The sequence below is a fragment of the Laspinema olomoucense D3b genome (assembly GCF_025370785.1).
Lineage (GTDB): Bacteria > Cyanobacteriota > Cyanobacteriia > Cyanobacteriales > Laspinemataceae > Laspinema > Laspinema olomoucense.
Genome location: NZ_JAMXFA010000034.1, coordinates 46,604 through 59,969 on the forward strand (window position 1 = coordinate 46,604; position 13,366 = coordinate 59,969).

8 protein-coding genes are annotated in these 13,366 nt (G+C 46.8%); 2 read left to right on the top strand and 6 right to left on the bottom strand.

The window, feature by feature from the left end; all coding sequences use genetic code 11:
• Positions 1-85: 85 nt before the first annotated feature.
• Entirely contained in the window at positions 86-1,315 is a 1,230-nt protein-coding gene (locus NG792_RS21405) for a methionine gamma-lyase family protein (RefSeq protein WP_261236724.1), read from the top strand.
• Positions 1,316-1,406: 91 nt separating this feature from the next.
• Here NG792_RS21405 and NG792_RS21410 read toward each other — a convergent pair whose 3' ends face one another.
• The 6 genes from NG792_RS21410 to NG792_RS21435 all read right to left on the bottom strand — a co-directional run bounded on the left by NG792_RS21410 (position 1,407) and on the right by NG792_RS21435 (position 7,938).
• A complete protein-coding gene (locus NG792_RS21410; RefSeq protein ID WP_261236725.1) occupies positions 1,407-1,586 on the bottom strand; it encodes a hypothetical protein in 180 nt (59 codons plus the stop codon).
• A 262-nt stretch (positions 1,587-1,848) separates the two neighbouring features.
• Positions 1,849-2,802, bottom strand: coding sequence for a succinylglutamate desuccinylase/aspartoacylase family protein (locus NG792_RS21415; RefSeq protein ID WP_261236726.1), 954 nt, complete (start codon positions 2,800-2,802; stop codon positions 1,849-1,851).
• A 142-nt stretch (positions 2,803-2,944) separates the two neighbouring features.
• Positions 2,945-3,850 carry a 30S ribosomal protein S6--L-glutamate ligase gene (gene rimK, locus NG792_RS21420; protein WP_261201361.1) on the bottom strand — a complete coding sequence of 302 codons (906 nt, stop codon included), beginning with the start codon at positions 3,848-3,850 and terminating at the stop codon, positions 2,945-2,947.
• Between the two features lie 832 nt (positions 3,851-4,682).
• On the bottom strand, positions 4,683-5,177 hold the full coding sequence (locus NG792_RS21425; protein WP_261236727.1) for an ATP-dependent zinc protease family protein: 495 nt from the start codon (positions 5,175-5,177) through the stop codon (positions 4,683-4,685).
• A 12-nt stretch (positions 5,178-5,189) separates the two neighbouring features.
• Positions 5,190-6,044 carry a pentapeptide repeat-containing protein gene (locus NG792_RS21430; RefSeq protein ID WP_261201363.1) on the bottom strand — a complete coding sequence of 285 codons (855 nt, stop codon included), beginning with the start codon at positions 6,042-6,044 and terminating at the stop codon, positions 5,190-5,192.
• A 688-nt stretch (positions 6,045-6,732) separates the two neighbouring features.
• Positions 6,733-7,938 carry a Coenzyme F420 hydrogenase/dehydrogenase, beta subunit C-terminal domain gene (locus NG792_RS21435; RefSeq protein WP_261201364.1) on the bottom strand — a complete coding sequence of 402 codons (1,206 nt, stop codon included), beginning with the start codon at positions 7,936-7,938 and terminating at the stop codon, positions 6,733-6,735.
• 553 nt (positions 7,939-8,491) lie between these two features.
• On the opposite strand from NG792_RS21435, the gene NG792_RS21440 reads away from it, so the two are divergent.
• Positions 8,492-13,336, top strand: a complete 4,845-nt coding sequence (locus NG792_RS21440; protein ID WP_261236728.1) for a PAS domain S-box protein — start codon at positions 8,492-8,494, stop codon at positions 13,334-13,336.
• Positions 13,337-13,366: the final 30 nt, after the last annotated feature.

Below are 13,366 nucleotides of genomic sequence, written 5' to 3' on the forward strand. Positions count from 1 at the left end.
AGGCAAAACCCTCGATTGGCTGAGATTATTTTACATCAGGGCAATTTTTCCCTTAACTAACTGTAACATTTCATACGAGGTTTTGATGGATCGCTCTCAATGGCTACAAGAAGCAGAAACTGCTCTCTACCCTCTGTTTTGTCAAATTGATGCTCAGGTCAAGAAAAACCTAGAGCGGGTCCTCGGGGCTTATCGCCGTCACCGCGTAGGGGTTCACCATTTTGCCGGGGTGACGGGATATGGTCATGATGATTTAGGGCGTCAGACCCTGGATCAAATTTTTGCTGAGGTGATGGGTGCTGAAGCTGCGACTGTACGGGTGCAGTTTGTTTCGGGGACTCATGCGATCGCTTGCGCCCTCTTTGGGGTACTGCGTCCCGGAGATGAAATGTTAGCAGTGGCGGGCGCTCCCTACGATACCTTAGAGGAAGTGATTGGGTTACGAGGGACGGGTCAAGGTTCCCTGATGGAATTTGGGGTGAGGTATCGCCAATTGGAATTAACCCCCAGGGGGGAAATAGATTGGGTAGCACTCCAAAGTGCAGTCACTAAAAAGACTCGTTTGGTGTCGATCCAGCGCTCTTGTGGCTACTCCTGGCGTCCCAGTCTTTCCATTGCGGATATTGAAAAAATTATTCATTTCGTCAAGGAGCAAAATCCCGAGACGATTTGTTTTGTGGATAACTGCTACGGCGAATTTATCGAAGATCGCGAACCCCCGGCAGTGGGGGCGGATTTAATTGCCGGTTCCTTGATTAAAAATCCCGGGGGGACGATTGTTGAGGGTGGGGGTTATGTGGCAGGGCGTGCGGATTTAGTCGAAGCAGCCACCTGTCGCCTCACTGCACCAGGAATTGGCAGTAGTGGGGGGGCGACGTTCGATCGCAATCGGCTACTCTTTCAGGGGTTGTTTCTCGCACCGCAAATGGTGGGAGAGGCGATGAAAGGAAATCATTTAACCGCTTATGTCTTCGATCTCCTGGGATATCCGGTAAACCCCGCCCCCACTGCACCGAGGCGAGATGTGATTCAGGGTATTCAGTTGGGTTCACCAGAAAAACTGATTGCGTTTTGCCGTGCCATTCAGAAATATTCCCCCATCGGGTCCTATTTGGATCCGGTGCCTGCACCGATGCCTGGGTATGAGAGTCAGTTGGTGATGGCAGGGGGGAGTTTTATTGATGGCAGTACCTCGGAGTTGTCTGCCGATGGTCCGTTGCGGGAGCCTTATATTGTGTTTTGCCAGGGAGGAACCCATTGGACTCATGTGGCGATCGCCCTAGAAGCGGCAGTCGCAGCGGTGGGTCCGGCTTAACCGGCTTTCCTACTTATTAATGCTTCCGGCTGCTATTCTACTAGCTCTACTTCTGGTCACCGGAACTAAAGAGGGCAAAGGCCCTCTTGGTTCACGCAACCACAAGTTGCGTTTCAACGAAGCCAAACGAGGATTCCAAGTAACTTTGACGGCAGGTAAACACCGTATAGCCCTGAAGTGGCATCAAAGAGATAAACTCGCCACAACAATCAATGACCCGATAGTAGCGGCCATCCCTGGAAATTAAACAATCTCCCGTTTGGATTTTCATAGGTAGTATCCAAAAAGGCGTACTCAATATTCTATCCGGTTGTTAATTTAAGTGGATTTTCACAAACTTTACTTAATCTTACCGGATATTTTTTGAGGACTGGCAATTATTTTTATAAAAAAGATAAAGTTTTGTAAATAAATCGTTACAATTAGCCTCAAGGGTATGAAACCGTTAGGGGAGCAAATGCTTTCATCCTTTAAACTGGATAGGGGAGTTTGGAAATAATCCGTGATTACTACACCCAGAAAACGACTAGGGTTTAGGGTTCAATGGCAGCGAGGTTTAAAATCGCATCTCCTTGGTTAACTAAGGGGTTTTGGGTATGACCAATGATCACCCCATCAAAGGGGGCATAAACTTTCATCGTCTGGTCACCGAAGGCATCACAGATAATTCCTAAGCGTTGTTTTTTAGAGATAGATTGGCCGAGTCCTACTTCTAAGTGCAGAATTCCACTAGAGGGCGATCGCACCCATTGGGTTTTTTTTACTTCTAAAGAAGGAGGGAATGGGGAGGGTGCAAAATCCGAAATCATCCCCAGCATTGCCATTACTTGCATAATTCCCCGAGTTCCCACCGCGATCGCCTCCGCATCAAATCGCAGCGCTTCTCCACTTTCATAGAGCAAAACGGGAATCCCCAACTGAGTTGCAGCTTGTCGCAAGGAACCATCCCGAGTCGTGGCATGAATCATCAGGGGTGCGCCAAATGCCTGAGCACAGCGATAGGTTTCGCGATCGCCCAGATTGGCCCGAATTTGAGGCAAATTAATTCGATGATGGGAAGCCGTATGTAAATCAATCCCATGAGTACATCGCATCACCACTTCTTTCATGAACAGATGCGCCAATCGAGAGGCTAATGAACCTCGCGCTGAACCGGGAAAAGAGCGGTTTAAGTCTCGGCGATCGGGCAAGTAGCGCGACTGTTCAATAAACCCAAACACATTAACAATCGGGACCGCGATGATGCTTCCACAGAGTTGACGAGGGGAAATTTGATGCAGCACTTGCCGAATAATTTCCACCCCATTAATTTCATCTCCGTGAATTGCCGCGCTCAACCAGAGTCGAGGCCCCGATCGCGTGCCATTGATGACCGTGACGGGCAATCCTAGCATCGTTTGCGTCGGCAGTCGCGCAACCGGCAATTCTAAGCGCCTTTTTTCTCCCGGTGGGATGGTGGCATTGCCGATTTGAATGACTCCGGACATAGAGTTTAACTTTCGCGGTACAGGTCGCTGACCATTGACGGGAATCTGTGAATGTCTTCTAATTTACAATGCTTTGGCCCTGAGTCCAACCCAGATGGGTCAGGGAGTGGGTAGAAATGGCTTGGAGTCGGCTCAGTTGTGATTAGTATGGAATGCGATCGCGCGTTTTTTTCGGGGCTGAATTTTTCTCAATAAACTCGATAATCTTGCTCGCTACATCCACATTAGATGCCGCCTCAATCCCCTCCAAACCCGGTGAGGAATTCACCTCAATCACCACCGGACCATGATTTGAGCGCAAGATATCCACTCCCGCCACCTTTAACCCCATCGTCTTCGCTGCTCTTACCGCCGTTGAGCGTTCCTCTGGAGTCAGCTTGATTTTTTTCGCCGTGCCTCCCCGGTGCAGATTAGAGCGAAATTCCCCCGGTTCACCCTGACGTTTCATCGAGGCGACTACCTTATCTCCCACCACAAAACAGCGGATATCAGCACCCTCAGCTTCTTTAATAAATTCTTGAACCAAAATATTTGCATCCAAACCCCGAAACGCTTCAATCACTGACTTAGCGGCTTGGGTGGTTTCCGCCAGGACCACCCCAATCCCTTGCGTCCCTTCGAGCAGTTTAATCACTAGAGGTGCACCCCCGACAATTTCAATTAACCCTTCAATGTCTTTGGTGGAATTGGCAAAACCTGTGACTGGCAGTCCGATCCCTTCGCGAGCAAGCAATTGCAAGCAGCGCAGTTTATCGCGCGATCGCGAAATCGCCTGGGACTCATTAGCCGTAAACACTCCCATCATCTCAAACTGGCGCACCACCGCCGTTCCATAGAAAGTTTTTGAGGCCCCGATCCGGGGAATGATGGCATCAAAGTCTTCTAACTGTTTCTGCTGATACACCACCGTTGGCCGATGAGAGGCGATATTCATATAACAGCGCAGGTAATCAATCACCTTCATGTGATGGCCTCGTTGTTCACCCGCTTCTTTGAGTCGTCGGGTAGAGTAAAGCGAAGCCTTTTGCGACAAAATCGCGATTTTCATAGTCCTCTATTTTGATGCTCTGATCTTAAGCTGCCTCAATCTACCCTAGGGGGAAGAAGTCCAAGTGGAAAGTCTCCCCGAATTCAAATAAAGATGGGCGATACTTCTGTAAACCTTGGGAACACACCCAAAATCTAGCCCAAGACTTGGGCTTTAGCCACAATCCACCCTTGGGTAGTTGATTTTCATTTGACTGATCGACTTATATTAGTTACCCCTTAAAGGAGTTTTAAGGAGAAGAGTCTGCTCAAATTTTTATTAATTTTACCTGATTTTAAGCCCTTGTCAATCCTCGCCTCCTTTTATAAATATCTTAAAATTTTGTTAAAAAATCCCCCCTTAAACTCTTTTAGGCCAGTTCATCAAACGCGCATTTCTCACCTGTCTGAAAGGGTTTGATTATGACCTTATCAGGCCCGCCTGGTTTCGCTCCGAATTAGACCAAGGAATTAATCCTAAAAGTTTGGCTCCTTATTATTCTACAATCTCTACCCAATCTTGGAGGAATTGTCCCACTCCATCTCAGCAAGGGGAAGATCTTTCTCCCTACTCCTCATCCCCAGCCAGACAGTCCAGGGTATTAATTTTATAATTAGAAGAATTTAGAGGGAGTTCTCTAAAAAACTGAATATTAAAAGCTAGGCTAGGGAATAAAAACCTAGGCACTTAATAGTAAATTGGGCTGATAACAGCCCAATTTGAATTAGCTCTTGCTCAGGGCATTGGGTTCCCGGAGATTCTATCCGGACTGGGGGAAGGAATTTTTCTTTGATTTATGACTTAGGGAACTCCAAAAAATCAAATTTTCTATCAGCGCTCCCCCCAACCCCCCTTAAAAAGGGGGGGTTTTACAATTCTGCCAAACCTCTAATGGAAAACTTTTTTTATGAAAATCCCTGAGTAAAAAAGACTTTCCTGGATCGACTAAAAAGCGACGCCGCAATGCCTGACGCCCCAGCAACATCCGAAATCCCATAACATCCCGATTGGTTAGGGTGAGTTCGATTGGCCATTGGTAACCTAAAATTTCGAGCGGGGTGAGAATGACCAATCTTACCTCAGCATGACCGCCAGAATTGCGAACCTGTCTTGCATCGACTAAAGGGGAAACGGTAGAAACGGTTTGAATGCTATCCCGTTGATAAGGATGCACTTTGAACCGAACTAGATGTTTTCCTTCCTGGTTGAACGTTTCAATATCAAAGGCATGGATGGCACAAGAACGCGCACCTGTATCAATTTTGGCTTTAATTTTCTCGATTCCCAGTTCTGGCAGGGAAACCCACTCCCGCCAACCAATGATCGGGAGTTGTGGTTTTTGTTTCATCCAGTTTTATTCCTATTCAACATGATTATGTTTGGCTATGAGCGCATCTTTTAGATCACTTTGATAGCGGTGGCCATCGATTAGATTTGTTTGCCTCAGGTTCGCCAGATGCCAACAAGCCACCGCACAATCGGTATTTTTGAGAGTGGTGTTGGTTAGAACCACCCATTTGACCTCCCCATCCTGAAGGTTCGCTGGGCTAAGATCAACGCCATCTAAAACGGATCCATTCATTTTGGCACCCTCTAACTGGGCAGAGGTTAAAATCGCCCCGGTCAAATTGGCTCCGTAAAGTATAGCTTCCGTGAGTTGTGTATGGGTTAAATTTGCATAGCTAAGATTAGCACCACTGAGGTCCGTATGCCTCAGATCTAATCCCCTTAAATTGGCTCTAGACAGATTGGCATTATGGAAGACAACCTCAGCGATATTTGCCCCTTCTAAGTTCGCGCCAGTCAGGTTAATCCCGCTCAGGTTCAGTCCCTGGAGATTCGCTTGGCTCAAGTTAGCTTGGGCGAGGATAACTCGACTAAATATCACCGGACTAAGATTAGCCTGTTCTAGATTGGCGCTGCGTAAGTTAGTTTCAATCAAATCAGCCCGACTTAAGTCGGCTCCCCTTAAGTTAGCGTGGCTCAAGTCGGTTCGGCGCAGATCAGCGGCTCTGAGTTTGATTTGCTCTAAGTTGGCTTCAATGAGTGTCGAACCCTGAAGACTAGCGGAGCAGAATTGACTATGACTCAAGTCTGCACCTGTCAGATTAGTGTAGCTCATGTTCACCCACGCGGCTTTCTCTTGAGATAAATCGCAATGGGAAAAATCTCTGGTTCCTGCCCGGTAAAGGGCTTCAAATTTTTCGATATTCATAACAAGTCTTTTTTATCATCATTAGATAAAGCGTAGTCAAGTTTTTAGGGTAGTGTCCTCACTCTTTAGACCGATCCCCACTCATTTTTTAAATAGGTTTTTGGGATGATTGCTTTTACGAAAGGAGAAAATCTGATGGGAGATTAACTCTTTTTTAACTGGGGTTTTCAATTTCTGATGTTGATGCAAGTCCCCGGGGGTCTGTTGAATTGGCCTTAAATAAGCCTCTTAAAAGATGTGTCTAATACTTAGGCTAGAGAGAGACACAGCGGCCTGGTGAGGCACAGGAGCGTGACATTCAGGACTAATCCCCGGTATTTAGCTCTACTGGTTTCCCTCCGGGGAACCCGTTGAATTGAGGGAGATTGTGGATCTAAATTGGGTCTTAATATACCTACAGTCTTTGATAGAGCTGTTGTCAAAATCCGTAGGAATCCCCGTAAGCAATTGGCGTTTTTAAGGGGGGCTTTTGAGAAGAAGGGTGCTAACCGCTCAGAACAATTTGGATTGCACGGAAACGGAGCAATCTAGTGGGGATATTTGAATTTGTGGATTTCCATGAACAAATATTAAATGTTCGGCTCTAGGAAAGTTTTTTGAAACAGGCGGGTTCACAGGGGAGGGGAGGGAGGAGGCATCGGTGGTGCAGTTAGGGGAAAGCTGCCGATCGCCTCCGCAACCGGGAATCTCAAGATTCTGGCAATTGATATTGACTCACAATCTGCTTGGCAAATTCGGGAACATGAGCTTCTAATTTTTCTGGATAATTCCGTTTGACATACAGATAGTTGCGGGTGAAGTGGGAATCAATGGAGAAGCGAGCATATTCTAATCCTTTGGGACCAATTCTTTCGATCGCCACCCCCATCAGTTTCGCGGCCCACATGGGCAGGGTCACGGCTTTGTCATAGGCAGGAATGCTTTGCTGGACAGCGGCGCGGCGATCGCCTCGGGACATCACCGGCTGAGTTTCCAACTGTTCCGTGACCAAATCGAGCATTTCTTGTCCCGTTTGATTGCGAACGACAATCCACTGCCAACCATAGGGTGCACCCATATATCCCACCACTAAATCAGCCAAAGAGTTGACATAATCAAAGCAACTCAAACAAGAGGGTGCAAAGATATCTTTGAGTTCTTTCGTATTCAACCCAAAAAATGGGACTTTTTCTATAGAACCGTCTTCATGTTTAAAATGAATCCGAAAATCCTGCATGAATTCGTAATGCACTACGGTTTCTGGGGATTTGCTGGTGGTTTCTAAAAATTTCTGTAGTCCTTCCCGGGACACGTTATCAACGCAGGGTGTCCCTAAAATGTACAGTTTTTCTAACCCCAGTTCCTTTTGGACCGCACGCAGCGCCTGGATCTGACAACCGACTCCAATCACCAGTAAGCGTTTCATCCCGGACTGTTCCACTTGTTCGAGGACGGACAGATTGGGGGAGAGGGTGGGTTTATTGACTTTGGCGGCGAGGATTTCTTCTTTGGTGCGTGCCAAGATTGGCATGGGTCCAAATCGGTCTTCGGGGGTATTTTGAACGCAAACGACCCCTTCAACGAGGCCGCGATCGAGCATTTCACAGGCGATCGTGCTTACAATTCCTGTCCATTGTGCACCGGGGATGGGTTCCTGCTTCCGTGCTGCCATCATTTGTTGATGAACGCCAAAATACACTTCATCGGGGTTATCTAAGTTGCGGCTGAGTCCGTGGGCGCTTTCTTCAAGGGTGGCGATTTGTTGGTTAAGAAAGGCGCAGGCTTCTTTAACGTAATGAATGTAATAAGTATCGCAAAGGCCACACTCGCTGCACAATTCTTTCGCGGGAGGACGGCTACCGGGTTTGAGGGCTTTGGATTTCTGGTGCTTGGGGGTTGGCTGTACTGCGGTCATGGAAGGCTCTATCTATCAGAGAGAGGACTTTTAAACACAATACCCTAAAGCTTGGAGGAATGGTAGGTGGAAGTGGGGCGAGTCCGATTAATTTTTGGCGTTGGGATCGGGGGATGTTTTGGAGGATTTTGGGACTGTTCATGATTCCTTGAGTTTTCTGCCATCTTTTAATCGGGGGTTTTGGGATATGAGAATGGGTGAATTCAAGAGGTAGTTTTTCAAAGGAAGAATTGGGGGTTTAGTCTTTGGGATGCGATCGCACCCAATCCGGCCATTTCAGGTTGGTAAACCGCAACTCTTAGGATTTTGAGTTAATTTTTGTAGCCTTTCTTACCGTATTTCTTCGGATTAATGGGTTTACCCCTTATAATCCTGCGGTGACAGCGCTCTTAAGGGTGGGTCTAGGGATATTCTGCGTGTTTTTCAACTTTTAACGGGAGGAATTTGCAAGAATATAAAAGAATCATTAAATTTACAGGAGTTCAGGCAAAACTATTAGATTATAAGATTTAATGTTGAAGAATCAGTTAACGGATGGGGATAAGAATCGGTTATGGAGTTTTTAAAGCAAATTCTTGCCTTAGAACCGGACATTTTCTACGGGTATGCATACCTAGGGAATTTAAACGGAATCAAACTCCATGTTATAGATGAGGCTTTGGGAAGCCCAGCTATGCTACCGGCCCTGGCCTTTGCGGAATGCTTAATTCTGTTAATTTTCCTCTATTATTTAACGCGCCGCGATCGCCCTCTTGCGGACCCGAGGTTACCGCCACATGAAACCCCTCGGTGTTATCCCTTGCGAAGGCTGGATTTTTCAATTCGACCCCTGTTCGGCAAAGGGGGGAGGGTCACCCAACTGATTGCGGAAGGTCGAGATATAACGGGGCGAAAAGGATATGAGTCAGAACTGCTGAGGATTCGCAAAGCCGTAGATAGTGCCGGGGATGCGATCGCCATCTCTGATTTGACGGGACATGGGATTTATCAAAATTCCGCCAGCACTCAGCTATTTGGCTATACCCGGGAAGAAATGAATGCTGCCGGAGGTCCCGGGATGCTGTATCAAGACCCTGCGGTGAGTCGCCAAGTCTTGGAGACGGTTTCCTCGGGGGCTTCCTGGCAAGGGGAAGTGGAAATGAAGTCGAAAGGGGGTGACTGTTTACAGATTGCCGTCCGCGCCGATGCGATCGAGGACGAATCCAATCAAATTGTTGGATTTATTAGTATCTATACGGATATCACAGCCCGACGACAGTTAGAAGCGGAACTTCATCACCAAGAAACGGATTACCGTCAGTTAATGGAACAAGCCTCGGAAGGCATTTTCATTATCGATGAAGAAGGAAATTACCTAAATGTAAATCCCCGGGCCTGCGAGATGTTAGGCTATTCCCGCGAAGAACTTTTACAACTGAATTTTAAGGCAATTGCCTGTCAACCTGAAATTGAGGTATTTTCCAGTCCATTGGAGGGGCTAAGGTTGGGAAAACCCCGCCGAAGTGAACATTGGTTGCGCAGGAAAAATAATACCTTACTGCCGGTGGAATTGAGTGCCAAGATGCTGCCTGATGGCCGAATGCAAGCGATCGTCCTTGACATTACCGAGCGCAAACGGTCTGAAGCGGCTTTGCGAAAATACCAAGAACAGCTTGAGAATTTAGTCGCTCAGCGCACTGCTGAGCTTACCCGCGCTAACCGACAACTGCAAAGTGAAATTGCGGCGCGGCAAAAGGCGCAAGCGGAATTGGAACAATTTTTTAAAGTGTCTGCTGATTTGATGGCGATCGCCTCTTTTGATGGTTACTTTAAACGGGTTAATCCAGCCATTACTGATATTTTGGGGTACAACCCAGATGAGTTTTCTCGTCAGTTTTCTCTGGATTGGGTTCATCCCGATGATCGGGAACTTTCCGAAGAAAAAACTAAGCAAATGCTGGCTTCAAAAGAGGCGATCACTTTTGAAAATCGCTACCGCGCCAAGGATGAGTCTTATAAATGGATTTCTTGGTCTGCTGTTCCCGTTCCCGAAGAACAATCGATATATTGTGTGGGACGGGATATTAGCGATCGCAAGTCGGTGGAAGATGCACTCCACCAAGAAACCCGCCGAGTTACTGAACTTCAAAATCGCTTTCAGAGGTTAGCCGATAATTTACCGGGGGTAATTTATCAATATCTGATTACCGCTGATGGCAGGATTTCTTTTCCTTATGTCAGTTCCGGTTGCCGGGATATTTTAGAATTAGAGCCCGAAGAAATTGAACAAAATGCCCAGTTAATGTGTTCTTTGATTCATCCCGAGGACTCGCCAAATTTTAACGAGTCCATTGCGCGATCGGCCCAAACTTTACAACCCTGGAAGCGCAAATTTAGGGTGATTACCCCGGGGGGGAAAGTTAAATGGCTGCAAGGGGAATCCCGTCCCGAACCCCAGGCTAATGGAGATATTCTTTGGGATGGCGTTGCTATTGATATTACGGATCTCAAACAGCTTGAGCAAGAATTGTTACACAGTGAAGAACGGTTCAGAACCTCCGTTGAGAATATGCTGGACTGTTTTGGGATTTATTCTGCCTGCCGAAACGAAAGGGGTGAAATTGTTGATTTTCGTCGCGAATATGTTAATGCTTCAGCGCGGCAACAGTGTCATTGTAGGCGAGAGGAGATAGAGCACGACTGTTCATTTTGCCAAGTCATGCCGGATTTACGCCCCAGTGTTTTGTTTAGTAAATATGCACAAGTTGTCCAAACGGGAGAACCGTTAAATGAGGAATTAATTTTGTATGAAACTGAGGGGAATTTGGACCTCAATGGGATGCAAAATCGTCCACCTGTCCGGGAAGCTTTTGATATCCGGGCTACCAGACTTGGAGATGGATTTGCAGTGGTGTGGCGTGACATTAGCGATCGCAAGCAGATGGAAACGGCGATCGAACGAGAACGGCAGCAGTTACAACAGATTGTTAATTGTGCACCCGTGGCGATCGCCATGTTTGACACCCAAATGTGCTATCTCGCTCATTCCAGCCAATGGTTAACCCATCATGGTTTAGACTTGTGGGGGCGATCGCAACCCTCGGGCAGTGACACCGCCATCAAACCCTCGTTAATCGGTCGGAATTACTATCAAGTTTTATCGGATATTCCCGAATGTTGGCGACAAGCTCACCAACGGGCTTTACAAGGAGAAATTGTTTCGGTTACGGAAGACTTATGGCAAAAATTAGATGGGTCTTCCACCTACATCCGCTGGACCGTTTCTCCCTGGTATCTAGCGGAAGGTGAAATAGGGGGAATTGCCATTGCGATCGATTGCATTGATGAGTTGGTAAAAGCCCGGGAAGCGGCCTTAGAATCCGCCCGGTTTAAATCACAATTTCTGGCAAATATGAGCCATGAAATTCGCACGCCCATGAATGGCGTCCTGGGGATGGCTGGCTTGCTGTTAGAAACCCCTCTGAGTACCCAACAATATGATTATGCTAAAACCATTCGAGCCAGCGCCCAACATTTACTCAGCATTATTAATGATATCCTCGACTTCTCTAAGCTAGAAGCCGGAGAAATGCACTTAGAACAGTTCGACTTTAATCTCTATGAAAGCGTCGAACAAGTTTTGGATTTATTAGGCGCACAAGCTGAAGCCAAAGGGTTAGATTTAAGTTGCTTGTTTGACCCCAATTTAGCCCGAAATTTGCAGGGTGATCCCGTCCGATTGGGCCAAATTTTACTGAATTTAGTCGGGAATGCCATTAAATTTACGGAAGTGGGGGAAATTATTATTCAAGCCTCGGCGATCGCAGAAACGGAAGAAACCGCTTCCATTCGCCTCAGTGTCAAAGATACCGGCATTGGCATCTCTCCAGAAGGGCAGAATAAACTCTTTCAATCCTTCTCCCAAGTCGATGCTTCGACAAAGCGGGAGTATGGAGGAACAGGCTTAGGCTTGGCAATTTGCAAGCAGCTTGTCGAAATGATGGGAGGACAAATTGGAGTTGAGAGTAAAATCGGTGAAGGTTCAACATTTTGGTTTACCGTTGAGTTTAAAAAGCAACTCTATTTCACTCCGTTAGAGGTTAACCATCACGGTAAACTCCCCAGTTTACGGGTATTAGTCGTTGATGATAATCCGCGAATTCGTCAGTCTGTCCGGGAGTTAACCCAAGCTTGGGGAATGCACACCGATGATGCTGCCAATGCGACAGAAGCTTGGAATGCTTTGCAACACAGCCTCAAGCTCAATCAACCCTATGATGTGCTGTTACTGGATTTACAACTGCCTTCAAAAGAGGGATTACAGCTATTAGAAAGCCTGCACTTCAATCGCGATCAATTTGACTCTCGTCTGTTTCCAGAAACTCACGTCATTTTAATGACCAATCAAAGTGAACGAGATATTGCAGAATCCCTGCTATCTAAAGGGGTATCCAGTTATTTCTTTAAACCCGTCCGGGCTTCGCGATTGTTTGATACCCTGATTAATGTAGTGAATGGTCCATCCTCCACCGCCTCTCCTCTCGGACCCCTGCACGCGCAAATTACCCCCGCTTATGCCATTAATATTTTAGTAGCGGAAGATAACCTGATTAATCAAGCGGTGATTTTAAGTCAGTTAGAAATGTTAGGATATCAACCGGATTGTGTCACCAATGGCATAGAAGCATTGGAGTCTCTCACTAAAAAAACATACGATTTGGTTTTGATGGATTGTCAAATGCCGGTGATGGATGGGTATGCGGCTACAAAAGAATTGCGCCGTAGGGAGGAGGTACAAAGACATACCATCGTGATTGCACTCACCGCCAATGCCATGCGGGGCGATCGCCAAAAATGTCTTGATGCCGGAATGGATGATTACCTGAGTAAACCCATCGAACGAGAAGATTTAGCCGCCGCTATCCGCCGGTGGATACATAAAAAACCGGGACCGGATAACTGTCTACAAGTGCCTTCCCCAGTCAAAATTCCTCGCATTGAACCCACAGCAATTCCCTCTACCCTCCTGACCCTGAATACCTCATTCCCCTTGACCCTTTCTGTTTCTGAATGCCCGGTCAATATGGACCGTTTGCTGAAAGTAACCCGAGGAGATTTATCTTTACAGCAGCGACTTTTACGGGTATTCATTGATAAAATTACTGAGGATATTGAGGCAATTACTCAGGCATTATCTACCCAAGATTTAGCCCGGGTTGAACATTGCGCTCATCGGATTAAAAGTGCTGCCAGTAATGTCGGTGTTTCCTCAATGTCGGCGATCGCTACTCAACTAGAAAGTTTAGCGCGTCAACAAATATTGGAAGGTACAGCGGAACTCGCTACTCAGTTGCCCCCTATTTTAGAACAAGTCAGAGGATTTTTTGACGAACACTTTTGTCAGAAAAAATCGGTTTAGAATCATCCCCTACCCCATCCGGTAGGAGCT